This is a genomic window from Methanothermobacter sp. THM-1 (assembly GCF_009914355.1).
Lineage (GTDB): Archaea > Methanobacteriota > Methanobacteria > Methanobacteriales > Methanothermobacteraceae > Methanothermobacter > Methanothermobacter wolfei.
Window position 1 is genome coordinate 558,911 of the sequence record NZ_CP044013.1, and the last position, 24,956, is coordinate 583,866.

The window sequence follows — 24,956 nt, forward strand, 5'->3', positions numbered from 1 at the left end:
ATAAAGATGTGGTCTTATGCTTGAAAAGGTCTATGAAAGGATAGTCAGGATAAGGGATGATGGTTGCAGGGATTGCCTGAGTGTTATATGCCGTATGGATGACTTCCAGTTCAACCAGCTGATGTCAAGGCTCCAGCTGGAGATTGAGATAACGAGAAAGTATAATCCGCCAACAAGGCCGGCCCTTGACCCTGTGATCTCAACCGAACTTGGGGTTTACAGGGGTGATGATGAGAATATAGGACGCCTCCTGGGGTACCCTGAATGCTGTATCAGGAGCTTCTCAGAGGATACAAGGTACGCCATTGATGAGGATCACCTTGAGGAGCTGGCTGAACTGGAGGTGCCAGGGGATGCATGTGCGGTTGTACTCCCATCAGGTTTCATACCCTGCAGCCTCAGATGCAAGGAGGCCTGGGAGAGGAAGCTGATAGCCTTCGCTGACAGGGAGGATATGCGGCGCATCCTTGAACTCGAGGAAGAACTCAGAAGGGAACTCCCACACTTTCACATAGCCTATGATGAGTACTTTGAAAAGATAATCATAAAATAGTCTCCCTTATTTTTACAGTATCTCTCAGAATCCTCCACTGCATTTTCCTATCTGACCCAACCGGTCATTTAAGCTTCTCTAACAATCCAGTATTACATTTTCCAGGACTCCTTTAAATGTATTATTACTTAATTCATTTTAGTTAAGATTAAAGTACCCTTGAGAGTCATATCATCCATGTAAAATAATAAAGGAGGTGAAAATATCAGGAAATTCCTACTGGTCTTAATATTGATAATGACGATTTCAGTTCCAGCAGTATCTGCAGCAGATGATAACTCAACGGCAGATAACGGTACAAAGATGCTCAGGGATACAAATATGGTTGTGCTCATCACAGGCTGCGTTGTTGGAACAGTGGACCCCATAATGAACGATGCCTACAGGAACCTGACAGGCGAGGGCTACAACTTCAGCCTTAAAATCTACACCATGGACACATTCAACCTCAACTCAACGACCTCAGCCAGGTTCCGGCAGGACATAAGGGAGGCGGACATATTCTTCCTCTTCACAAGGCCAGGATACCCTGTTACCGGCATGAGCTACGGGACAGATTTCGATGCTCCCGTTGACTTCCAGGCCCTCGCAACGGATCTCAAACCAGGAGCAAGGATCTTCGTCCTCGGACCCGTAAAACCCAACCTTACAGGTGTTAATATAACAAACCTCCCTGCCTATGGACCGGTAGCAGCACCTGCACTCTCATGTGAGAACGTGAAGAGAACACTGCTGGAGGTCCTGAGGCTCAGCGGTGCGGTGAACCTGACATCCAATGACACGAAACTCGTACCCGGCCTCCAGGACTTCCTATACCATCCAATGGCACCCGGGACATACACCGACAGGGAGGCCTACATGGACTGGTACCGCAGCACACCAATGTACAGGCCAGGGGCTCCATGGGTGGGTATCGCCATACTCAACAGGTACTACCTCTCAGGTAACATGGACGTCTATGAGACACTCATACAGAAATTCGAGGCAAAGGGCCTCAACGTGATACCCTACTTCTACTGTTCGGATCCAATAGGAGCCTCAAGGCGCTTCTTCATGGACAACAACACATCGGTGATCGACGCACTTGTTGCATGCGTACAGTTCGGTTACTGGCCAGACAACCAGACAATAACATTCTTCACAGACCTCAACGTACCCGTCCAGGGCCCCCTCCCGGTCTTCCTCCAGACATCCCTTGAAGACTACATAGAGGGAGCAGAGAAGAAGGGTTTAAGGGGCCTTGAATACTACTGGCTTGCAATGTTCGAGATGCAGGGCCGTATAGAACCCATACTCATAGGGGGAAACAGGATAACAGGGACAGATCCTCTCACAGGGGTCACCCTCAAGGAATACGTTGCATATGAGCCCGGAGTGGACCAGCTTGTTAACAGAACCCTTGCCTGGGTTAACCTCAGGAACAAGGAGAACTGTGACAAGAGGATAGCCATGGTCTACTTTGACAGCACCCATGATGAGGGGATGCCGGCCACCAATGGACTCAACCTCTACGCCAGCCTCAGCAACATACTCCTTGCAATGAAGGCAGCAGGCTACAGGGTCGGCGACTCAAACCTCACCCCCGAGGCCATCTATGAGATGATAAACAGGGCAGGCAGGAACCCCCAGAACATGACACAGTCAGAACTCAGAAGACTCGTGGAAATCGGCTGCGTCACAGTACCCCTCCAGGATTACCTCAAATGGTATTCAGGACTGCCAGCATCACTCAGAAGACAGGTAGAGGCCATGTGGGGTCCCGCACCTGGCAACATCATGGTCTACAATGGAAGCATAGTCATACCGGGGATCATGATGGGCAACATATTCCTGGCTCCGCAGCCGGTCTGGAAGAGGAAGGGGACCATCCAGGGACTTGATGATGGAAAACTCCCACCCACACATCAGTTCATAGCATTCTACCTCTGGCTCAAGAAGGGGTTCAGGGCCGATGCGGTTGTACATATAGGACAGCACGGGACCCTGGAACTCCTCCCTGGAAACTTCAATGCAATGACAGAGAATGACTGGCCAAACACTCTCATAGGGGCCATGCCAAACATACACCTGCTTAAGATGGAGGACCCCCTTGAGGCCGTTATAAACCCGGCCAAGAGGAGGGCCTATGCGGTCACAGTATCCTACCTTGTACCCCCAGTCATAAGGACAGAGCTCTACGGCGTCTACCAGGAACTCGCTGATCTCCTAGGATCCTACACAGTCGCCGAGGCCGCAGGAGACACCGAGAGGATGACGGCCCTCGAATCCCTAATCCGTGATGGTGTCAGGAGGACGGGCCTTGAAACAAGGCTTGGAACTGGCAGCACAGCATCCTTCAGCGTACTCAGGGAAAAACTCCACGAGTACCTTGAGGAGCTTACAGGGATACTCACACCCTATGGACTCCACACCTTCGGCAGCCTGCCTGATGCAGAGATCCTTGAGAAGTTCATAGACTCAATAATCTCCTTTGACCCTGCGAACAGGACCTCCATGAGGGATGAGATAAGGAACCTTCTCATTCAGAGCGCAGCGAATGAGATGAACTCACTCCTCAGGGCCCTCAACTGTGAATTCATACAGCCGGTGACTGCAAAGAGCCCGGTTATCAACCTAGCCACACTCCCGACAGGACGTAACATGTACACCTTTGACCCATCAGCCATACCTGATCAGGCTGCCATGATTACAGGGTCAAGGGCTGCCGAGGAGATGCTCAGACGCTACCGGCAAGCCAGCAACGGCAGGTACCCTGAAACCGTTGCAGTGGACATAGGGGATGTTATATCAACGAATGGTCAGAGCATAGCAGCCATATTCTACTTCCTGGGAGTGAGACCTGTCTATGAGAGCGGAACCCTGATAGGAACAGAGATAATACCCCTGAGTGAACTTGGAAGGCCAAGGATCGATGTTCTTATAAGTGACTTCCACAACTTCAGGGGCCTCATACCAGGGGCTATGGATGTCATTGACAACACCATAAAGAGACTGGTCAGCCTCAACGAGCCTGCTGAACAGAACTATCTAAGGAAACACTACCTGGCTGTCAGGACAGATATCTACAACCAGGTGGTATCATCAGGGATGAACAGTTCAGAGGCGGAGGAACAGGCGGATCGGCTTGCAAGGACAAGGATATTCGGGCTTCCACCAGGGGCAGACCCCCATGGTGCAGGTGTCGACAGGATACTCTGGTCAAGGGATAACTGGACACCAGAGGAACTTGCAGAGACCTACCTGAGCTACTACTCATACGCCTATGGAAGGGGACTTAACGGTGTACAGAGCCCACGGCTCCTTGAGGCCCTCCTGAGGACAGTTGACACCAGCATAGTTATAATGCCATACAGGACACCAGGGGAGGGCACATGCCTCTACAGGGTCTCGGTGACCGTTAACTTCATGGTGAACTACCTCACAGGAAGGGATATAACGGGTTACATTGCAAGGACCGCATACGGAACACCGATCATAAGGACCCTCCAGGAGTCAACCTACGATGACCTTGCCGTGACACTCCTCAACCCGGTATGGGTGCAGGGCAAACTCAAGGATGGACCGTCTGGAAGCGTTTCAATAGCACTCCAGATAAGGGATCTCTTTACATCAGACGCCCTCGTGGATGTTGCATCAGCTGATGTCTGGAGGAGGATAGCTGAAACCTTCCTCCTTGACGCCTCGGTGAGGAGTCAGATGGACCCATCAGCGGTCCGGATGATTGCAGGGTACATCAGGCAGGCCTACACTAGGGATATGGTGCAGCTATCATCAGCCGAACTCAGCACCATCTCAGGGATATTCGGTGAGACTACCACTGGTGGTGAGACAGGCACACCACATGGAAAACCCCCAGTAACCGGACATGGAAGGGATTCACAGCCTGGAAGGACCCCTGGTGGTGTATCAGGAGTTTCAGTCGGAACATCAGCTGCAGCAAGAACTTCACAGTCTGCACAGGAGTCAGCATCCCTTGAAGCGCTAGGTAAAGAACCTGGAAAGGCTTATGAGGTTTCAACCCCTTCAAGGCCACAGGAATCAGCAGGAACACAGTTATATGCAATCCTGGGGGTTATTGGAATATTCTGTCTCCTTGGAGCAGGATACTTCTTCGGTCCGCTTAAAAAATAAACCCTATTTTATTTTTTTATTTAGCTATTATGATGGGGTCCTGGTTATTTTATATAAATGATTCTATGAGAATCTCCTGAAGTGCTGTGGATTGAAGCCGGCCTTCAGTATCAGATTCTTATCCTCACCTGTTAGTTCATTTTCACTGGTCGGGGGACAGGTTTTCCCTTCCTTGCAAGGATAACACCACCCTTCCTCTGGGCACCCATAAACTTACCCGCGTCACCGTTTACAATCAGGTAACCGGACCTCATGTCAATCCCTGAAAAGTCATCACAGTCACCATCTATTATCACGGTGCCCCCGCTGAGGAGTGCCCCGGTGTTCTTACCTGCATCACCCTTGACCATCACTGTACCCCTCCTCATGAGTATCCCTGTTGAGAGATCCACATCTCCCTTGTGGATTATCTCGGCATCGGTATCCAGGCGGGCCCCCAGGGTGTCCCGGACGTGACCATCATCGATAACCATGCGGTTACCTGTTAGGGTGGCTCCAAGGAGTTTTTCACCACCATGACCCCCTGTAAGGACATCTGTAACTGAGATGAACTTCTTATATCCCCTGCGGTCAGATTTAACCTCTATGAGGTTACCTATCGGGTCCCTGACCTTGCCCCTGACATAGATGGTCCCGGAGACCATGCTTATACCCATGCGTGTATCCACGTCTCCATCAACGGTAAGGGTCCCTGCCATCACCGACCCTCCGGTCCCCCCGAAGTATTTGAGGTCTGCTCCCATGCTTGAGGCCAGCCGGTGACCTGCATCACCCTTTATCCTCACCTCCCCGCCACTCCTGACGTGCTCAACAACATCCCTGTAACTGTATTCTGTTCCTGGTATCAGCTGGTCGGGGTCAAGCTTCTCACCATGGTGCTGCCAGTAGAAGTTGTAGGTGAAGTCGGCTATACAGTCAACAGGACCGTCGGGTTCAAGTTCAATAAGGTTTCTCTCCTCTTTCTTCCTCCCAAAGATTCCAAACATTGAAGTCACCCCCTTTCCTGAATCCATGGTGTGGTTTTAAGGAACACCACTGAACTTATATTATTATGGGGCTCTGATAAACATTTACATATCATGGGGATCTGCTTTGAGGATGGTTATTCTGTCCCTGGAGAATTCATGCATGCCAGGGGGTGGCGGCGCCATTGGATTCGGAGGCTGGCTTTCTGCCCTGATAAACATTAACATATTTCAGGTGGGGATAGGATCTTTAGTGATGGAATGGATGATGGGAGGAGAAGAGAGATTCTGAGGTTCCTTGGAAGGATCGGTGTGGATACAAGGTTTGTGAGTGTAACCTCTGGGGGTGTGCTTATAAATAATCTGAGGTTTTCAAGGTTTTCAAGGAGGAGGGAGGAGACCTTCAGGAGGGAATTCCCTGACCTGGAGGTTGTACGCTCCAAGGTCTTTCAGAAGATCTGCTCAAGATCATCAAGGATCCTTGCATCATTCCTTGAGCCAAGGAGCAGGGTCTCTGTTGATGCTGAGGGTGAGCTGGCCCTGGCACTCTACACGGTCCTTGAACCCTACACAAGGAAGTACGGCATAGTCTTTGATGATGAAGGGATAAAGGCACGCCCCGAGACCCTTGACCATGCTGCTGCAGCAGTATTTGAAGATATGCTGGGGGGTGAAGGGATAAGGAATCATTACAGGTCATCGGGGAGCATAATATACCCCTTCATAACGGTGCCGGCTGAATGGATCGAGTCATGGCTTGGAACTAAAATAAGGGTGACGGATGACCCCATGGTTGAGAACTTTATGGAGTTCTTCAGCGCCAGGGTCCCCCAGTTCAGGGAGAAGCTGATGAAATCCCTCATCTATCTGGATGAGAATTCGCAAGGAAAATGACAAATCAGGTGACATTAAACCGGAACATCTCTGTCTTTTTCTCTGGATCTTCTTCATCCTTCATGTAAACCGGTGGATGTGCATCTTCCCTCTATTTGAACTGGAACAGTGATGTTTGCTTCTCCTTTGGTTTTTCATCATTCTTTTTATTTTTCTTTTCACCTTGCCCATGGGACCTGTTCCTTTCAGAGCCATCTTCAGGGGATTTTCTACTTCTTCCCTTATCCGCGCCGGCTTCATCATCCCTTTTCTCCGGACCTGGCAGGGGTCTCCCTGGGGTTTCAGTTTTCTTTCCGGGTTTCTTCCTTTCAGGGGCCCTGATCTTCCTCTTCCTGAAGAGTTTAACCTCCTCATCGGTCAGTTCAAGGTATTCCTTTATCTCATAGGCCATCTCATCGTTCTCGAAGATTATCTCAAGGAAGGGGAACATTGAAATAGCCACCCTGGGTGATATGTGCATCTTCCCGGCCATCTTCCTGGCCACGCTGTCCCTGAGGGCCCTCTTCTTCCTGGTCCTTCTAAGTATCCTGAATGAGGATGAACCGCTGTAGCGGACAAATTTCCGATAGGTCTCATCCTTTGATAGGGCGACCCCTGGACCCATGAGTTCAGATGCGTAGCGCCAGTAGGTGTAGTCCCTGCTCCTCACAGCACGCCCGAAGAACACATCAGCCCGGGAGAGCATATCATAGGCCCTGCTGATCTCATGGGGCTTCTCATACTCCCTCGGGACGTTCTCTGCAATGAACTCAAGGACGCTTGTGGGGTCATCATCAACCCTCATGGCCTCCCTGACCTTAACCACATCGCGGCTCTTCAGCACGGCCCTGACGGCATCAAAGATTGTGGAGACGGCATCCTTGGCACCGGTGTCCAGGAGCTCCTTCCCCACACTTTCCTCACCCTTTGCCATGGCCTCAAGGTCGTTGATGGCCGATCTGAGGTCCCCCATGGACCTCTTTGCAAGTTCCTTCAGGACATCGGGGGGGCAGTCAATACCTTCAGCCCTGCAGATCCTTTTAAGGGCGGCTGCTATGGAGGCTGTGTGAACCTTGCGGATGTTTATAACCTTGCATTTTGGTTTTATGGTCTGCAATCTCTTGCTGTAGGGGTCGTTGGCCGTCAGGACCAGGGGTTGCCTGCTCTCCTTTATTATCCTGTTTATGGCCTGGACACCCCCACGGTCCTCATTACCGTGTATACCGTCAACCTCGTCGAGTATTATGAGTTTAAGGTCATGGTTGAAGAGGGAGTAGGTTGAGGATGCCTCGCCTGCGGTCCTCCTGATGGCGTCCTGGGACCGCTTGTCGCTTGCATTGAGTTCAAGGGTGTCTGAGAACTCCCGTCCTATGATGTGTGCAAGGGTTGTCTTACCGGTCCCAGGGGGCCCGACCAGAAGCAGGGGTGGCTGGGGGTTCCCGGCCTTCCACTCGTCAATCCACTTCTTTATCTCCTCTATGGCCTTCTTGTTCCCTGCAACCTCTTCAAAGGTCCTGGGCCTGTACTTCTCTGTCCATGACATCCTGGGCTACCCCTTGAGGATTTAACTGTATTCCAGGAACTTTGCAAGGAGGGCTTCAAGCTGTATCCTTGGATTTGCACCTTCCCTTATCCTGAAATCGTATTCACCTATTGCTTCAATGAGTTTTATGTACTTCTCACCCTCCAGAGCCCCCTCCATGGCCATCCTGGATAGTTCCTGGTATATCTGGGTCACCATGTCCTCGCCGCTTATACCCTGCAGGACCATTATCTCCCGGAGTATGTCCCTTGCATCCATGAACTTGCCGTTGAGGACGGTGTTGATCATCTTCCTCACATCCTTGGGCCTTGCCCTTGAGACAACCTCATAGATGCTCTCCTCTGTTATCTTCTCACCGAGGGATGCCGCTGACTGAAGGAGGTTTATGGATTTCCTGAGGTCCCCCTCTGCAAAGTAGACTATGGTGTCAAGGGCCTGTGGCTCGTATTCAAGGCCCTCCTCCCTGGCGATGTATTCAAGCCTTTTTATTATCTGGTGGCCCTTGAGGGGAAGGAACCTGAATATGGCGCACCTTGACTGTATGGGGTCTATGATCTTTGATGAGTAGTTGCAGGAGAGTATGAAGGAGGATGTCTTGGTGTACATCTCCATCTCCCTTCGGAGGGCGTGCTGGGCGTCCTTTGTCATGTTGTCCACTTCATCAAGGAATATTATCCTGAAGGGCGCACCCACGGGTTTCAGGCGGCAGAAGTTCTTTATACTGGTCCTTACGGTGTCTATACCCCTGGCGTCTGAGGCGTTGAGTTCAAGGAAGTTCTGCCGCCAGTAATCGCCGAGGATCTCCTTTGCAAGGGCCAGGGCAGTTGTTGTCTTACCCACACCTGCTGGTCCTGTGAACATGAGGTTCGGCATGCTCTTCTCCTCAACATAGCGCTTGAGGCGTGGTATAACATGTTCCTGGCCTACGATATCATCAAGTTTCTGTGGTCTGTACTTCTCTACCCAGGGTCCGCTCATAAAAATCACCGATCAAAGATTATAATACTTAAGCATGAATTAATAATACACCATCTGTTTTACCATTAAATCATTATTGTCGGAGCATCTTAAAATCTTTGGGTCAGATACTATCAACAGGCTTTCATGGGTTCAGGGAAAAATTATGGATTAGCAGGGCAACCGTTGCATGTATCAGGATTCAATCTTTCCTCCAAAGACCCTCAAGGACAGCCTCCTCCATAACATCGATCGGGGCTTTCCTGCCGGTCCATATCCTGAAGGACTCAGCACCCTGATACACGAGCATCTTGAGCCCTGATACAGGAACAGCAGATGCCTTTTCAGCCTCACGGAGGAGAACGGTCCTTACGGGGTTGTAGACAAGGTCATAGACAACCATGCCCTCATGCATGAGCTCGGCGGTTACCAGGGCTTCGTCATCTGTATGGGGGTGCATCCCGACGGGTGTCGTGTCTATGATTATATCGGCATCCACCGCAGCCTCAGGTATAAGGTCGTAGCCCCCTGATGATACATCAAAGCCGAGCTTCTCCCCTATATCCCCTGCAAGAGAATGGGCCCTCTCAGGTGTCCTGTTGAGTATCAAAATCCCCGAGGCCCCTGCAAGGGCCAGCCTGAATGCACATGCCCTGGCAGCCCCACCCGCCCCCAGTATCAGGACACTGGAGTTCCTGACGGAGGTGACCTCTTCAAGGGCCCTCAGGCATCCATCGGCATCGGTATTGTAACCCCTCACGGTACCATCATCAAATTCAAGGGTATTAACGGCCCCTATCAGGGATGCGGTTTCATGGAGTTCGTCAACATATTCAATCACAGCCTCCTTATGGGGTATGGTGACGTTCACACCCCTCACGTTGAGGGCTTCAAGGCCGCGCACAGCCCTTCCAAGCTTTTCAGGCCTCACAGGGAATGGAACGTAGACCCAGTCCATATCAAGGCTCCTGAATGCAGCGTTGTGCATCTGGGGGACAGGCTGTGGCTTAGGGGGTGGCCGATTATGCCGGTAACACGTGTCCTGCCGGTTATCAGTTTATCACAACCTCTATCCTCTGATCCTAATTATCTTCCAGGGAATATAATTTTTCAGTTAACTTCAGTTAGGGGAGGGGATTTTTCATCCATCGTGCAATATTTATTTATCATCGGCGATAAATATCATTCCTGTTGATGTAAGGGGATTGCGACATGCCTGCAAAGCAGAGATTTGTACTCGATACAACGGCCTTCACAGACAACCAGTTAAGGGAGATGCTTGGAGAAGGAGACCTTAACAGGTCAGTTGATGCAATGCTTGATCTCATTGCAAGAAGCAGGATAAAGCTCAACATCAGCTGCCACATGCCCCCTGTAACATACAAGGAGTTCACGGATTACATGACACGCTACGAATGCCCCCCGGAAACCCTGATTAAGGCAGAGACATGGATAGTTAAGAAGACCCCCAACCGCTATGACACCCAGATACCCTCCCAGATATTCTATGAATACGTCCATGACATAAGGGAGAGGATGAACAAGGGACTCAGGATCTCGGAGACCATGCTGTGGGAGGCAGGGATACAGTCAATCATAATGGCATCAAGGGATGTGAAGAAGACCGAGATCGAAAGCAGGGTCCTGGCTAAGGCCATAAAGGACCTCCGTAAAAAGTACCGTTCAGCCCTCAGGAAGGGCACCCTCGACAGTGCACCTGACCTTGACGTCCTACTCCTTGCCAAGGAACTCGGTGCAGGTGTCGTGGCTGCAGATGATGGCATCAGGGTATGGGCCGAACGCCTTGGTTTAAGGTTCCTTAACGCCTCATCATTCCCGAAGATGCTCAAGGAATACCTTAAATATTATGAATGATGAAATCTCACTACATCTCTTTTATCATTTTTACTGGAGGAATCACCGTCATGGATATATCAAGACCTAGAGGAACAAGGGATTTCCTTTTTGCCGAGATGGAAAACAGGAAAAGGGTTGAAAACAGGCTCAGAAGGACCTTCGAAACCTATGGCTATCATGAGATCAAGACACCGATATTCGAGGAACTCAGACTCTTCACACTAAAGTCGGGGGAGGAGGTGGTCAACCAGATATACCACTTCACAGATAAGGGTGGAAGGGACCTGGCACTGAGGCCCGAACTCACAGCCCCGGTTGCAAGGCTCTACATGAATGAACTCCAGAGAACACCCAGACCCATAAAGATGTACTACTTCGGCAGCTGCTTCAGGTATGAGAGGCCACAGAAGGGCAGGTTCAGGCAGTTCTGGCAGTTCGGATGCGAACTCATCGGTGGAAGATCACCCCTTGCAGAGGCAGAGGTAATAACCCTGGCATCCCATGCCCTCAGGGACCTTGGACTCGAGGGCTTCGAGGTCCACATAGGCCACCTTGGAATCCTGAGGGGGGTTCTTGGACATGAGAACATCCAGCCCGACCTTCAGGACAGGATAATGGGTATCATAGATAAGGGCGATGTGGATGAACTCAGGTCATGTCTTGAAGGCACTGAAATCTCAGATGAAGCAAGGGACCTTCTGATGAACCTCATAGGGACCAGGGGCGGTCCTGAAGTACTTGAAGATGTGAAGGGCCACCTTACTGGTTACGATGAGTCACTGGCAGCCGTGAGGGAGTTCCAGGAGCTCCTTGACGTCCTTGAGGACTTTGGAATGGACGGCTACAAGGTTAACCTGGGCATTGCAAGGGGACTTGACTACTATACTGGGACGGTCTTCGAGATCTACGTCCCTGAACTGGGCGCCCAGCGGCAGATATGCGGCGGGGGAACATACAATCTGGTTGAAACCTTTGGGGGCGAGTCTGTTGAATCAACAGGCTTCGCATTCGGATTTGACCGCCTCATGAACGCCCTTGAAATGGATGAATCCGAGATGAGGATGGTTGACGTCTTTGTGATACCCATACATGAATCTGTGAGGTCCGAGGCCGTGAAGATAGCACAGGAACTCAGGCTTGCAGGAGTATCGGCGGACCTTGAGGCAGGGGGCAGGAAACTCAGGAAGGCCCTCTCCTATGCAGATCACCTTGGAGCAGCCTTCACGGTCCTTGCAGGTGAGAGGGACCTCCAGGAGGGTGTGGTGACCGTGCGGAACATGGAGGACGCCACCCAGGAGACCGTTAAGAGGAATGAAATCGTGGATTATATTAAAGGGAGATGTTAGCATTTTACTGAATTTCAGACATAATATTAATGGCGAAGACCTTGTAATCGCAGTTGCACAGGACCATGAGACAGGCGAGGTCCTCATGGTGGCATACATGAACAGGGAAGCCCTCAAAAGGACCCTTGAAACAGGAATGGCACACTACTGGAGCACCTCCAGGGGCAGGATATGGCTTAAGGGTGAAAGCTCAGGCCACGTGCAGCATGTAAAGGAGGTGCTGGTTGACTGTGACATGGACGCAGTCGTCCTCCTCGTCGAACAGGAGGGAGGGGCCTGCCATACAGGCTACAAGTCCTGCTTCTACAGGAGCATAGAGGGCGATGAACTCAGAGTCAGGGAGGACGCCGTGAAGGTCTTTGACCCTGAAGAAATATATGGGGATGGTTAAATGAAGATTGTTCCAGATACAAGTGTTATTGTCGATGGGAGGATCACCGGGATAGTCCAGGAGGACGAGTTCAGGGGCAGCGAGGTGATCGTGCCCGAGGCAGTTGTATCTGAACTTGAATACCAGGCCAACCGTGGCAGGGAGACGGGATTCAACGGTCTTGAGGAGCTCAAGAACCTTCAGGAGCTCCACCGGGAGAACATAATATCCCTGATATTCGTTGGGAGACGCCCCACACTGGATGAGATATCCCTGGCAAGGGGCGGTGAGATAGACTCGATGATAAGGGAGACCGCCAGGGAATACGACGCCCTCCTAATAACCAGTGACAGGGTGCAGGCAGAGGTCGGGAAGGCCCAGGGTCTTGACGTCTTCTACATAAAACCCGAGGTGCTCGGCTATGAGGAGCTCGAGATAAGCAAGTACTTTGATGAGTACACGATGTCGGTGCACCTCAAGGAGAACGTTGCACCCATGGCCAAGAAGGGCCGGCCAGGGAATATCAAACTGGTTAAAATTGATGACCGGCCACTGAAGCACTCAGACATAAACAGGATGGCCCGTGAAATCGTTGAGAGGGCTAAAAGTGATTTCAAAAGCTTCATTGAGATAGAAATGGAAGGAGCCACGGTGGTCCAGTTCAGGGAGTACAGGATATCCATTGCAAGGCCACCCTTCTCAGAAGCCTTCGAGATAACCGCCGTCAGGCCCGTTGCAAGGGTATCCCTTGAGGACTACAAGTTATCTGACAGGCTCATTGAAAGGCTCAGGGACACCGCCAAGGGTGTTCTCATCGCAGGATCCCCGGGGGCAGGTAAGAGTACCTTTGCCCAGGCTGTTGCAGAGTTCTACAGCAGGGAGATGAAGGCCATAGTCAAGACAATGGAGTCACCAAGGGACCTCCAGGTGGGTGACGAGATAACCCAGTACGCACCCATCGAGAGGGACATGCAGAAGACAGCCGACATCCTCCTCCTTGTAAGGCCAGACTACACAATCTACGATGAACTCAGGAAGACACGGGACTTCAGAATATTTGCTGATATGAGGCTTGCAGGGGTGGGAATGGTTGGCGTTGTCCACGCCACTAGGCCAATAGACGCCATACAGAGGATCCTTGGAAGGGTGGAGCTTGGAGTTATACCCTCCGTTGTCGATACAACAGTATTCATTGAGGATGGAGAGGTTAAGGCCGTCTATGATGTTTCACTCACGGTTAAGGTTCCCACCGGGATGCAGGAAGCAGACCTTGCCCGTCCGGTCATAGAGATCAGGGACCTTGAGTCCGGTGAACTCATGCATGAGATCTACACCTACGGTGAGCAGACCATAGTCATGGATGTCGCAGCAGCATCGACCCGGGCCAGAAAACCATCAGCCCACAAGATAGCCGAGAGGGAGATTGAAAGGGAATTCAAAAAGAGGATCCCCGGTGCAGGGGTCAGGGTTGAACTTGAATCAGATGAACGTGCAAGGGTCTGGATAGAGGAGAAGTACATACCCCAGATCATAGGAAAGAAGGGCAGGACCATTGAGGAGATCGAGAAGAACATAGGTATAAGCATCGGCATAGAACCCCTCGAATCAAGGGAGATCGATGAAACGGTTGAGGTCCCTGTTGAACTCGCAGGAAACTACGTTGTCCTCAACTTTGGCAAGGACGCTGTCGGCGTGTCCTTTGACATACTGGTAGATGATGAGTATCTCTTCACGGCCACTGTCGGTAAGAAGGGCACCATAAAGATCCGGAGGGATATTGAACTTGCAGATATCATCATGGAGGCCATGAAGAAGGATATACCCATAAGGGCGAGGGTGAGACCCGAGGCCTGAGGTGATCTCATGAAGATCGGTGTCTCAACCCTGGCACTCGCAGAGCACAGCATAAGCGAGATCCTTGAATACCTTGAGGACATTGGCGCCGATTACTGTGAAATCATAAACGAGTACCCCATGGCCGATGTTGAGGTCACGGATTCATACAGCATCGGATTCACGGTACATGCACCCATATCCGACATCAACATAGCATCACTCAATGACAGGGTAAGGGATGCATCTGTCAGGGAGGTGATGAGGTCAGTGGACCTTGCAGCCGATATCGGGGCAGATGTCCTTGTGGTCCACCCTGGACTGGTCCCCTTCCTAGGAAGACGCTACAGCGGGAGGATAATGGAGAGGAACATGGAGTCCCTCAGGGAGATAGTTGATTACGGGGAGGAGAGGGGTGTTGGTGTTTTCCCCGAGAACATGCCCCGCCTTGAAGGCCCCCTTATGAGGGACCTTGATGAGCTATGGGGTGCCGTGGAGGAACTTGACACCATGGTCACCCTTGACGTGGCCCATGCAGCCACCATGGGTTACGGTGTGGATGAGATGGTCACAGGGAGGGTGGGCCACGTACACCTCTCTGACAATGACCGTGAAACCGACAGCCACGACGCCCTGGGTGAGGGCAGCATAGACTTCAGGGGCCTTCTTGATAAACTGGAGGACCATGGCTACAGGGGTGTGCTGACGGTTGAGGTTAAGAACACCCGTGAGATTGAGAGTAGCATTGAATTTTTAAGGAGAATAATCCACTGATTGAGTTTTAAGGTGATGAATATGAAGATTGCAGTTATTGGAGGAACAGGAGATCAGGGACTTGGAATCGCCCTGAGACTTGCAGTTGCCGGTGAACATGTAATTATAGGTTCAAGGGACCCTGAAAAGGCGGATAAAGCCGTCAGTCAGGTCCTTGAACTCGCAGAAAGGGATGATCTCATGGTGGAGGGAGCCGCAAACCCTGAAGCCGCGGAAGCAGCAGACGTTGCCATACTGACGGTGCCCCTCCAGGCACAGATGGCGACCCTGGGTTCCATAAAGGATCAGCTCAGGGACATGGTCCTCATAGATGCCACCGTCCCCATTGAGAGCTGCCTTGGAGGCTCAGCTGTCAAGTACGTTGACCTGTGGGAGGGTTCAGCAGCCGAGAGGGCGGCGGGCTTCCTTGAGGACCAGGGCACAAGGGTTGCCGCTGCATTCAACAACATAAGCGCATCCGCCCTCCTTGATATTGAGAGTCCTGTTGACTGTGACTGTCTGGTGGCATCGGACCATCAGGACGCCCTTGAGACTGCAATGGAACTGGCAGAGAAGATAAAGGGTGTCAGGGCAGTTGACTGCGGGCCACTTGAAAATGCAAGGATCATAGAGAAGATAACACCCCTCCTCATAAACCTGAACATCAAAAACAGAGTGAGGAATGCGGGTATAAGGATAACCAACCTCCCTGAATAGTTTGTTATAAAATGTTTTAAGTTGATTGAAATGGAGATACTTAAAAACACCGTTGCAAAGATCACAGAACACGCCAACAGGGCCATAGGCCAGGTTGATGAATCAGAGCTTGAAAGGATGATATCCTCTATAATGGCTTCAAGGGCGGTCTTCATTGTGGGAACTGGAAGATCGGAACTTGTGGGTAAGGCCTTTGCAATGAGGCTCATGCACCTTGGATTCACGGTTTATGCCGTTGGTGATGTCACCACTCCCGCAATAAGTGCCGAGGACTGCCTTGTGGCCATTTCAGGGTCAGGAGAGACCAAGACCGTCACCCTTGCAGCCGAGACATCAGCCTCAGTGGGTGCAACGGTCATCGCAATAACAGCAACCCCAGGGTCAACCCTCACCGAAAGTTCAGATGTGGTTATAACCATACCAAGCAAGACAAAGGAGCCATGGAAGTACTACACCTCAAGTGTCCTCAGGGGGGACTATGATGACCTCACGCCCATGGGGACGCTCTTCGAGGACACCACCCACCTTTTCCTTGATGGCCTCATAGCTGAGTTCATGTCAATACTTGGAAAGAAGGAGAAGGATCTTAGGAAGAGGCATGCTATAATTGAGTAGCTGTGATGGTGTTTGAGGAGAAGGATCTTAGGAAGAGGCATGCTATAATTGAGTAGCTGTGATGGTGTTAGGGGGAGAGGATGGAGGGGACATGCTATAACTGGGCAGGGATACATGTCCTCATCACATATAAATCAGCTCATGCAGGTAAGTCCAGAAATGGAGGAGTGATGAATGCAGGGACAGCTTGGAGATGAAGTGGTAACAGTAAAACTGAACTCGATGGCAAGGAGGCTTCATGAGAAGAGCCATTATGGTAAGATCTATGAGGAAAGACTTCAGATTTCCCTTATCGAGGCAGCCTACCTCATGGAGAAGGGTAAACTCAAACTGAAGAAGGATGACGACGATGTTACACTGGAGGAATTCATATCCCTCCTTGCTGAGAGGGGACTCTACAGCAAGTACCTTGTCTACAGGGACCTCAGGAACAGGGGCTACATCGTGAAGACAGGATTCAAGTACGGTGTAGAGTTCAGGCTCTATGAGAGGGGAGGAGCCCCCGGAAGGACCCATTCAGCCTACCTTGTCAGGGTGATATCCGAGAATGCAACCATACACGCCCTTGACTTTTCAAGCTATGTGAGGGTGGCCCACGGGGTTAACAAGAGACTGCTCCTGGCCTTCCTTGATGATGAGGAGGACATTACCTATTACCTTGTTGACTGGATAAGGCCATGATCTGATAAGATCACCCTTTGACGGGATAAGCCAGTGATTGCCTGAACTGTTAGATGGGTAAGGCCATGATTCTGGAACAGAAGATTCTGTAGGTGATTGTAGTGATAGATCCATGGGGATCAGCAAGCCTTGAATATCAGGAACTTATCGAGAAATTTGGTGTGAAGCCCTTCAGTGAGATACTGGATGATGTACCTGACCCCAGCTGGCTCATGAGGAGGGGGATAGTCTTCGGGCACAGGGACTACGAAAGGATCCTTGAAGCCGTCAGGAAGGGGGAGGACTTTGCAGTTGTGACTGGGATGATGCCAAGCGGAAAAATGCATATCGGCCATAAGATGATAGTTGACCAGCTCCGATGGTATGACAGCATCGGAGCCGAAATATTCATACCGATAGCCAATATGGAGGCATACTCTGCCAGGGGCATTGACTTTGAAACATCCAGGAGGATCGCTGTTGAGGAGTACATTGCGAACTACATTGCACTTGGACTGGACCTTTCAAAGAAGAACATTCACGTCTACCTCCAGTCAGAGAACCTCATGGTTGAGGACCTTGCATACATTCTTGCAGGAAAGGTTAACTTCAATGAACTCAGGGCCATCTATGGCTTTACAGGTTCAACAAGCATGGCCCATATGTACGCCCCCATAATCCAGGTCTCTGACATACTCCACCCCCAGCTAGAGGAAATGGGTGGTCCAAGACCCACCCTCGTGCCTGTTGGACCGGACCAGGACCCCCATATAAGGCTCACCAGGGATATGGCGGCGAGGTTCAGGGAGAAATTCGGATTCATACAGCCATCATCAACCTACCACAGGTTCATGAGGGGCCTTACAGGGGGGAAGATGTCAAGCAGCAAGCCAAAATCCGCAATATTCCTGAGCGACACCCCTGAGGAGGCTGAAGCCAAGATAAGGAACGCTAAGACAGGTGGAAGGGAGACCCTGAAGGAGCAGAGGGAACTTGGAGGAGTCCCCGAGGATTGCATCATCTATGAGACACTCCTCTACCATATGTCAGGGCGGGATGATGACCTTGAGGAGATATATGATTCCTGCAGAAACGGTACACTTATGTGTGGTGAATGTAAAAATAATACTGCAGAGTTTGTAAGAAAGTTCTTTGAGGAACTTTCAGAAAAACGAGAAAAGGCCCTACGTGTTGCTGAGGGGGTTCTTGAGGGATAAAATGAAAAAGGAACGGTATGAGGGGACTCTGAGTTACCTTATAAGGACCAATGAAACATTCTTGATGGTTTCAACATTCATTTTTCTTGCATCGCTTTTTGCAGGGTACCTGTTCTCAGGGGCGGTTGGCGGCCTGCTGAACCCACTGATGGATGAGTTCAGGAGGAGCATTGCTGAGGGTGAACTGAAACTCACAACAGCATCAATATTCCTCCACAACCTCCAGGCCGCCCTGCTGATATACGGTGGGGGTATTCTCCTCGGTGTTTTCACTGCCCTCTTCCTGTTTGTGAACGGACTTTTCATCGGTTTCTTTGCATCGAAGGTTCCCCTCGGAGATTTCTTTCTCCTGACGATGCCCCATGGAGTATTTGAGATACCCGGACTCATAATTGCAGGGGCCGCCGGCTTCAGACTGGCGAGCTTCACCTATCACTTCCTTGGAGACGTCATTACCGAGACATGGTACGGGTCCCTCACCGAGAGGATGCTTCATTTCTACTCTGAACACAGTGATGAGCTCAAGGATTCATTGATGCTTCTGGGTATAGGGATAGTGTTCCTCATTGTGGCAGCCTTCGTTGAGGCGAACCTGACCCTGGGGATATACACCTACATCAAGGGGGTCGTCTGATCAAAGTTCTTGAGGGATAAAGGTTATCTCTTCTTCATTTCGATCTATCCTTGCGGGTGAATTTATGATAAAATTATCTTCCGGTTAGCATACATCACAGAATAAGTGCTTTAACATAAAAAGTAATACTGGTGACGTGACACAGTTAACAATAACTAACAACGAAGGGCTAGACAGGTATAAAGGAGAAATAATTCCATTTCACTTAATTTTTCAATCTCTGCTTTAATATCACTTTTTTGCCAAGTATAATCTAATGAACTGTTAAAATCTGATGGGACAAGTTTCCAGAGCATTTAAAATTATAACTTCTGCATTATTTTGGCCTTCACTCAGCGCTGCATGTTCTTCTGCCTTTTCTATTGTTATAGCTTTTTCTGGACATAATAGAGTGCGTAGAACACATTTTCTGCATTCCTTTTCGCTTTTTCAGATTGTTCATAAACTTCGTGGGGACAGAACTCGACGCAAATATTGCAGCCTTTACACATGTTTTCATCCAGGTTATCGGTTGATTCAGTGCTATACTATAATCATCTTTGATTCTATGCTTTATTTTTCAGTGAAGATGCCCATTCACTCTTTAAAGAATTTGGCTTGGAACCTGCTTTTTCCATCATTTTGCACATTTATTTCATCTTTTCCTTATCTGGTAGTTTTGCATCATTTTAGAGTTATCTGTATTTTTCATCTGGTCTGGCACATTTCTTTCATCTTTGAATCCATTTTATCACCTCTTAAAGTTTATAAATTAAAACAAGAATATTTAGCCGCAGCAACCTCCTCCTCCACCTAATCTAAAACCTAATCTGCCTAAAAATAACGTATATCCTTTATCCATAAGTTCTAACTGGCTTATCAACGCATAAATCCCTATTTTTTCAGAGGAGAGTAATTCTATGGATTTTGTAGAGTCATTATTTTTTTAATAAACTCGCCATATCTTTTGCATCCATACTAAACATTAAATCAGCCGCAGGACGTTCTAATTCTTCCGGATCTTTAATACTCCCTTTTAACCGGTCTTCTTTTTCTAAAAGGATGATTTGTTCATCATTTTCTGTCATTGCCATTGCGATAGTAGCACCATTAACCAGACCAGTAAATAGAGAAAAATCTAGCCCAGTCTTCCCATAATTCAATGTTAAAGTTCTTTCTTTGTTTATCTTTTAATTTAGCATTTATTTTGTCAAATTTGTTCTTAATGTGCTCATATCCTTTTTCATCGAATGTACATGCCTCTATACAGTAAATACAGCCCTGACTTTAGCCAATGCAATTTCTTGTATTTGACTTCTTCGCCCCCACAGCAAGTTTCTATTTCTACCAATGCTTTTTCAGGGCAGGCTTTGATGCATTCACCGCATCTTTCACAGTATTCAGGTATCCACGCATGCTCATTTTTATCTTTTATAGGTAGATTTGCTATGCTTGTAATTATTGCTGAAATTTTTTGTCTTGGACCACATTCAGGAGTTATTAAAAGACCGTTTTTTCCCTATATAACCTATTCCTGCTTTTTGAGCAAGTAGGGGGAAATTTATAACTCTCCTTCAAAAGGGTGAGCAACTTCTGTTGCATAACCTTGTTCTCTAAGATAGTCAGAGAGTTTATAAGTTAAATTACCTAATCTTTCATAGTTTGCATTATTTAATGCCAATGCTTCTGGACCCGGAGCTGTCTCAATGGTTTCGTTACTCATTTCCATTGTCAATACAATGGCATTTGGGTATTGAATAAATTTATCTTCTTAATTAATAGCTCAGAAGTAAGCTGAGTGTATCCTATAACTTTTATACCTATTGAATGAGCACGTTTTTCAAATTCTTTAATAAATTCATCATCTGCTATGAAGGTAGGCTTATCAGGGTTATCCACAAGTGATTCATCAGGATGTTTAGCTCCACAACAACATCCAGCATCTTCTTCTATATCTGTATCATCAGATCCACAACAAGGTTCAACATTTTCTTCTGCCTCAGCAGGCGGTTCATCTTCACATCCACATTTATTATTTTCCAAAACACTCTACCTCCGCGCATAATTTCTAAAGCTGTTAATTTATTTATCATCAAACTCATTCTAATCATTAAATTCTTGAAATGTTCTTTTTAAATAAGGTAAGAAGAAGAATTAAAATCCATTATATACATTCTAATTTGAGCAATCTTTTACCCATTTATCTTTCCCTTTTAAAAGAGAAAATGCTCCTTTTGAGCGAGACCGAGGTATTGCTGTTTTACCAAGGTATTCCAGATGTTCTATGATTTTAGGAAGCATTGATCCTGGAAATCCCAGTATGGCTTCATGTTCGCCTAAATCTGTAGCGTCTCTACAGCCATAACATCCGTAAACAAAGTTCATGCGTTGACTGAGGAATGGAATGATGGTAGCATCAACGCAGGTTGCCTGTAAAATGGCAGTAGAACTTTCTATTCTTTTCCCACCCACAGCATGTAGATACGCAAGAGCAATCCACATGAGTTTTTCAGGGTAATCTTCCACAATCACAATATCCGGAATATATTCCGCCTTTTCTAATGGAAAAATATGCAACTGCTGAATCTGTCCAGGTTTCAGTTTCGACATACCTTCAAACATTTCCTTTCCAACTTCAGGGTCTGATACTATACCAAAACCTACAAGACCCTTTCCAGACTCAAGTTTCTCTGGTAAAGGACGGAAACCAAAAGCAACTGCTGCAGCAGGGCATGAAATTTCTTCTCCAGCTAGAACAACGTCTTCACCGCTCCTAGCCTTCATTAAAGCTTGACAGTATCGATGTTTTTCAAGAAATTCCACATTTACCGGTGCTTTTTCATCTGTTTCTAAAAATTTTACTCCAACTGGAGATTTATTAAGATCTAAGATTGATATCATTTCCTGACCTATTTTTTTTTAACTTCTTCAACGTTCATAATTATTCCCCGGTCTTTGCTTTCATCCGTTCTTTTACAGAGCCAAGCTTTGTCAGATTTTCAGCCACTTGATTTATTTGTTGGCCGGGAATTGTAACTATCAGTTCTTCATCTGTGTATTCTTCACCGATCATTTTCACAGCTTTTTTTGCAGCACCACACGGAATTGCAAAACTAACTTCATCATTTAAATAAGTTCTCGCTGTCGTATAACCGCAGAAACTGTAAGGCGCTGCAAACTCTGCGTTTATACTACCTCCAGTTTGATAAATAGAGGCATGTATAAGCTCATGTGCATTTCTTGCATTAGTGGGGAAAGCTAAAACCACATCAGGATTTTTAGCATCTTCTAAAGGCTGTATTAACGTTCCTTTTACATCTTTTAAACGAGGGACAGATTCAACTAACCGGGTTGCCGCACGAGTATCGGCTGCAGAACTTTTATTAATATAGAACTCCCCAGTTTTTTCAAATTCAGGGGTATCACCCATCCCTAAGACTGCTTTACCTCTGGGACATGATTGCACTTCAGCAGGAGCATAAAATGATTTTCTTTCGCTTGCAGCTTTTTTAAGCATCACACAATAAAATAATGGATTTTCCAATGTTTCAATACCATCGGGGACATATTTTTCGTCCTTTATCAATGTTACTCCTACGACCCCATTTAAATTCAATATTTCTTTCAATTTTTTTGCTGTTTCTTTCATTGAATCGCCTCACTTCTCCATAACACATTTTTTCCATAAGACAGCTTTCTTATGCTTCGTATCTGTATATCAATATATTTAAATATATAAATTTGTTTTATGTACACTGCCTAACATTAACGCTCTTAACTCCATAGCTTATTATAGATTTATATGGCGAAATATCGCCTCTGAAAAAGTAGTGCTACATTTACAAGACTTATAAGTAGTGGAAACTCTATTATGGCCCAATTAAAGTTGCAAACGCTGCTACTGATCCTATTCCAAAAACTGCAGTGGTCACAGCAATTGTCAGCTCAAAATTGTTATTTGCAGCTGTAAATGAAATTGTTGTGGTTTTTGAGTAATGCGCCTATCTTGATGTGATGGATAACAAATTAGATAACGACAGAAAAAAGAAGTAAGAACGGAATTAATATAGTCATTTATTTGCAAGTGTCAAGCTTGGAAGTGTTTATCCTAAAGAAGAGGATCAATTCTTCTGCTTATGGAATTTTGCAATAGTAAATTAACAATTACTTAAGACGTTTTCCTTATTTAGTTTTATAGGGAATATTTAAAAATTAGAAAGGTCATATTTGAACTGTGGTTGTGTAATATGTGGTTTTTGTTACTTTGATCAGCCAAAATAGACATAATGTATAACCGTTTGGAGGATGTTTATGATAAGATGCATATCATGTGGTAGGGAATACGCTTTAGATGAGATTATCTACACCTGCAGTGAATGCGGGTCAGTACTTGAGGTTGAATGCGAACCTGATGTTTCAAGGGATGTTTTCAGCTGCAGAAGACAGAACATGTGGAAGTACAGGGAATTCATGCCTGTTGACCCTTCAAGGATCATCAGCCTTGATGAGGGCGGAACACCCTTTGTCAGGTGTGACACCATCGGAGGGGAAACAGGAGTTGAACTCTATGTGAAGGTTGAGGGTTCCAATCCAACAGGGAGCTTCAAGGACAGGGGCATGAGCGTAGGGATAACCAAGGCCGTTGAACTGGACGTTGACACGGTTGGATGCGCCTCAACAGGGAACACATCAGCATCTCTGGCAGCCTACGCGGCAAGGGCCAGTCTTGGGTGTGTCGTGCTCCTGCCATCGGGTAAGGTTGCCCTGGGTAAACTGGCCCAGGCAATGTTCCATGGTGCCAGGGTCCTCTCTGTCAGGGGGAACTTTGATGAGGCCCTTGAGGCTGTCACAAAACTCGCCCTTATGGGTGAACTCTACCTCCTTAACTCTGTAAACCCCTTCAGGCTTGAGGGTCAGAAGTCCATTGGATTTGAGATCGTGGATGACCTTGGCTGGGAGTCCCCTGACAGGATAATACTTCCAGTTGGAAATGCCGGTAACATCTCGGCGATATGGAAGGGGATCTCCGAGTTCTACAGGGCGGGTTTCATCGATGATAGACCAATGATGACGGGTATACAGGCCGAGGGAGCCGCTCCTGTTGTTGATGCATTCAGGAGGGGCAGTACCGATATTGAACCTGTTAAGGATCCCGAGACCGTTGCAACGGCCATAAGGATAGGGGCCCCTGTGAGTTACCTCAAGGCCCTTCGCGCCATATATGAATCCGATGGTTATGCAGAGACCGTGACCGATGAGGAGATACTCTCTGCCCAGAAGCTCCTGGCAAGGAAGGAGGGTATAGGTGTTGAACCGGCATCTGCAGCCTCCATCGCAGGGCTGTTGAAGCTTGTTGATGAGGGCGTCGTTGACAGGGGCGAGCGGGTTGTCTGCGTGGTAACCGGCCACGTGCTTAAGGATCCTGACACCGCCATAAGGGCTTCAACAAAGCCTGTTGAAGTTGAACCCGATATAAACCAGTTAAGGGATGTTATAGGTAAAAATAAGCCATAATACTCCTTTTAATATTTGAGGCTAATTTTTTCCTTTTAAATTTTTCTATTTTTTGTTAATCCACTCTCATGTTAATCTCTCACCTTACTGAACCCTCTGATTATATTGATTTGGTTAAGGTGCCCCATGGACCAATCTATGGCCGAGAGAAACCCTAAGATTAGCGATATATTTATATAGGATAATATGATAGATAATATTACATAAAATGAGGTGGTTAATTATGGAATTGCCAATAGCCCCAATTGGGAGAATAATAAAGAATGCCGGTGCAGAAAGGGTGAGTGATGATGCAAGGGAAGCACTTGCAGAAGCACTTGAAGAAAGAGGCGAAAAAATCGCAGTAGAAGCGGTTAAACTCGCAAAACACGCCGGCAGGAAAACAGTAAAAAAGGATGACATCAAGCTGGCTGTTAAAAAGATGGAACTCTAGGGATGT

At 48.1% G+C, this 24,956-nt stretch carries 25 protein-coding genes and 2 pseudogenes; 15 read left to right on the plus strand and 12 right to left on the minus strand.

The genetic code is table 11. The features are described 5' to 3' along the window. Positions 1–16 precede the first annotated feature (16 nt). Both FZP57_RS03095 and FZP57_RS03100 read left to right on the plus strand, forming a co-directional pair. Complete coding sequence (locus FZP57_RS03095) at positions 17–553, plus strand: DUF483 domain-containing protein (protein WP_191216448.1); 537 nt, start codon at positions 17–19, stop codon at positions 551–553. A gap of 237 nt (positions 554–790) precedes the next feature. Then, positions 791–4,684, plus strand: a complete 3,894-nt coding sequence (locus FZP57_RS03100; RefSeq protein ID WP_191216571.1) for a cobaltochelatase subunit CobN — start codon at positions 791–793, stop codon at positions 4,682–4,684. A gap of 131 nt (positions 4,685–4,815) precedes the next feature. Here the strand turns inward: FZP57_RS03100 and FZP57_RS03105 are convergent, their stop codons facing one another. Continuing rightward, positions 4,816–5,670 (minus strand): hypothetical protein, encoded by an 855-nt coding sequence (locus FZP57_RS03105; protein WP_238337975.1) that lies wholly within the window; start codon positions 5,668–5,670, stop codon positions 4,816–4,818. A gap of 240 nt (positions 5,671–5,910) precedes the next feature. Here FZP57_RS03105 and FZP57_RS03110 point away from each other — a divergent pair, with 240 nt between their 5' ends. Further along, positions 5,911–6,543: a hypothetical protein gene (locus FZP57_RS03110; RefSeq protein WP_191216449.1), complete on the plus strand. Its 633-nt coding sequence runs from the start codon at positions 5,911–5,913 to the stop codon at positions 6,541–6,543. 91 nt (positions 6,544–6,634) lie between these two features. Here FZP57_RS03110 and FZP57_RS03115 read toward each other — a convergent pair whose 3' ends face one another. From FZP57_RS03115 to FZP57_RS03125, 3 genes and pseudogenes are all read right to left on the minus strand, one after another. Then, the gene (locus FZP57_RS03115; protein WP_191216450.1) at positions 6,635–8,065 is read right to left on the minus strand and encodes a replication factor C large subunit; all 1,431 of its coding nucleotides are present in this window, start codon (positions 8,063–8,065) and stop codon (positions 6,635–6,637) included. A gap of 21 nt (positions 8,066–8,086) precedes the next feature. After that, a complete protein-coding gene (locus tag FZP57_RS03120; RefSeq protein WP_074358728.1) occupies positions 8,087–9,043 on the minus strand; it encodes a replication factor C small subunit in 957 nt (318 codons plus the stop codon). A 181-nt stretch (positions 9,044–9,224) separates the two neighbouring features. Continuing rightward, a pseudogene (locus FZP57_RS03125) lies at positions 9,225–10,078 on the minus strand (shikimate dehydrogenase). Between the two features lie 156 nt (positions 10,079–10,234). Between FZP57_RS03125 and FZP57_RS03130 the strand changes: the two are divergent. The 10 genes from FZP57_RS03130 to FZP57_RS03175 all read left to right on the plus strand — a co-directional run bounded on the left by FZP57_RS03130 (position 10,235) and on the right by FZP57_RS03175 (position 19,024). Continuing rightward, positions 10,235–10,897 (plus strand): RNA ligase partner protein, encoded by a 663-nt coding sequence (locus FZP57_RS03130; RefSeq protein ID WP_074358730.1) that lies wholly within the window; start codon positions 10,235–10,237, stop codon positions 10,895–10,897. Between the two features lie 50 nt (positions 10,898–10,947). After that, complete coding sequence (gene hisS, locus FZP57_RS03135; RefSeq protein WP_191216452.1) at positions 10,948–12,225, plus strand: histidine--tRNA ligase; 1,278 nt, start codon at positions 10,948–10,950, stop codon at positions 12,223–12,225. A gap of 1 nt (position 12,226) precedes the next feature. Further along, on the plus strand, positions 12,227–12,616 hold the full coding sequence (gene hisI / locus FZP57_RS03140) for a phosphoribosyl-AMP cyclohydrolase (protein WP_074359729.1): 390 nt from the start codon (positions 12,227–12,229) through the stop codon (positions 12,614–12,616). Continuing rightward, positions 12,617–14,449 (plus strand): PINc/VapC family ATPase, encoded by a 1,833-nt coding sequence (locus tag FZP57_RS03145; protein ID WP_074358732.1) that lies wholly within the window; start codon positions 12,617–12,619, stop codon positions 14,447–14,449. Between the two features lie 9 nt (positions 14,450–14,458). After that, the gene (locus FZP57_RS03150; protein WP_191216453.1) at positions 14,459–15,202 is read left to right on the plus strand and encodes a sugar phosphate isomerase/epimerase; all 744 of its coding nucleotides are present in this window, start codon (positions 14,459–14,461) and stop codon (positions 15,200–15,202) included. Positions 15,203–15,223: 21 nt separating this feature from the next. Then, positions 15,224–15,898 carry an NADPH-dependent F420 reductase gene (gene npdG / locus FZP57_RS03155; protein ID WP_074358734.1) on the plus strand — a complete coding sequence of 225 codons (675 nt, stop codon included), beginning with the start codon at positions 15,224–15,226 and terminating at the stop codon, positions 15,896–15,898. A gap of 30 nt (positions 15,899–15,928) precedes the next feature. After that, positions 15,929–16,513, plus strand: coding sequence for a 6-phospho-3-hexuloisomerase (gene hxlB, locus FZP57_RS03160; RefSeq protein ID WP_074359730.1), 585 nt, complete (start codon positions 15,929–15,931; stop codon positions 16,511–16,513). Positions 16,514–16,687: 174 nt separating this feature from the next. Then, positions 16,688–17,194: a tRNA-intron lyase gene (gene endA / locus FZP57_RS03165; RefSeq protein WP_074358735.1), complete on the plus strand. Its 507-nt coding sequence runs from the start codon at positions 16,688–16,690 to the stop codon at positions 17,192–17,194. 101 nt (positions 17,195–17,295) lie between these two features. After that, positions 17,296–18,390 (plus strand): tryptophan--tRNA ligase, encoded by a 1,095-nt coding sequence (locus FZP57_RS03170; RefSeq protein ID WP_191216454.1) that lies wholly within the window; start codon positions 17,296–17,298, stop codon positions 18,388–18,390. A 1-nt stretch (position 18,391) separates the two neighbouring features. Then, positions 18,392–19,024 (plus strand): stage II sporulation protein M, encoded by a 633-nt coding sequence (locus FZP57_RS03175; protein WP_074359731.1) that lies wholly within the window; start codon positions 18,392–18,394, stop codon positions 19,022–19,024. Between the two features lie 365 nt (positions 19,025–19,389). On the opposite strand, the gene FZP57_RS09700 is transcribed toward FZP57_RS03175, so the two are convergent. The 8 genes and pseudogenes from FZP57_RS09700 to FZP57_RS09710 form a co-directional block, all read right to left on the minus strand. Further along, positions 19,390–19,515: a 4Fe-4S binding protein gene (locus FZP57_RS09700; RefSeq protein WP_340222550.1), complete on the minus strand. Its 126-nt coding sequence runs from the start codon at positions 19,513–19,515 to the stop codon at positions 19,390–19,392. 426 nt (positions 19,516–19,941) lie between these two features. After that, a complete protein-coding gene (locus tag FZP57_RS03185; RefSeq protein ID WP_191216455.1) occupies positions 19,942–20,097 on the minus strand; it encodes a hypothetical protein in 156 nt (51 codons plus the stop codon). A 149-nt stretch (positions 20,098–20,246) separates the two neighbouring features. Beyond that, complete coding sequence (locus FZP57_RS09705; RefSeq protein WP_191216572.1) at positions 20,247–20,504, minus strand: 4Fe-4S binding protein; 258 nt, start codon at positions 20,502–20,504, stop codon at positions 20,247–20,249. A gap of 60 nt (positions 20,505–20,564) precedes the next feature. After that, positions 20,565–20,732 carry a hypothetical protein gene (locus FZP57_RS03195; RefSeq protein WP_191216456.1) on the minus strand — a complete coding sequence of 56 codons (168 nt, stop codon included), beginning with the start codon at positions 20,730–20,732 and terminating at the stop codon, positions 20,565–20,567. 2 nt (positions 20,733–20,734) lie between these two features. Further along, positions 20,735–21,046, minus strand: coding sequence for a hypothetical protein (locus FZP57_RS03200; protein ID WP_145924512.1), 312 nt, complete (start codon positions 21,044–21,046; stop codon positions 20,735–20,737). A gap of 132 nt (positions 21,047–21,178) precedes the next feature. Next, the gene (locus FZP57_RS03205) at positions 21,179–21,904 is read right to left on the minus strand and encodes a DUF169 domain-containing protein (RefSeq protein WP_191216457.1); all 726 of its coding nucleotides are present in this window, start codon (positions 21,902–21,904) and stop codon (positions 21,179–21,181) included. 40 nt (positions 21,905–21,944) lie between these two features. Further along, positions 21,945–22,652 carry a DUF169 domain-containing protein gene (locus FZP57_RS03210; RefSeq protein WP_074358738.1) on the minus strand — a complete coding sequence of 236 codons (708 nt, stop codon included), beginning with the start codon at positions 22,650–22,652 and terminating at the stop codon, positions 21,945–21,947. Between the two features lie 149 nt (positions 22,653–22,801). After that, positions 22,802–23,004: pseudogene (locus tag FZP57_RS09710) on the minus strand (arsenical-resistance protein); the annotation flags it as partial. Positions 23,005–23,314: 310 nt separating this feature from the next. On the opposite strand from FZP57_RS09710, the gene thrC reads away from it, so the two are divergent. Both thrC and FZP57_RS03220 read left to right on the plus strand, forming a co-directional pair. Beyond that, positions 23,315–24,517 (plus strand): threonine synthase, encoded by a 1,203-nt coding sequence (gene thrC, locus FZP57_RS03215; RefSeq protein WP_074358739.1) that lies wholly within the window; start codon positions 23,315–23,317, stop codon positions 24,515–24,517. A 223-nt stretch (positions 24,518–24,740) separates the two neighbouring features. Then, complete coding sequence (locus tag FZP57_RS03220) at positions 24,741–24,950, plus strand: histone family protein (protein WP_074358740.1); 210 nt, start codon at positions 24,741–24,743, stop codon at positions 24,948–24,950. Positions 24,951–24,956: the final 6 nt, after the last annotated feature.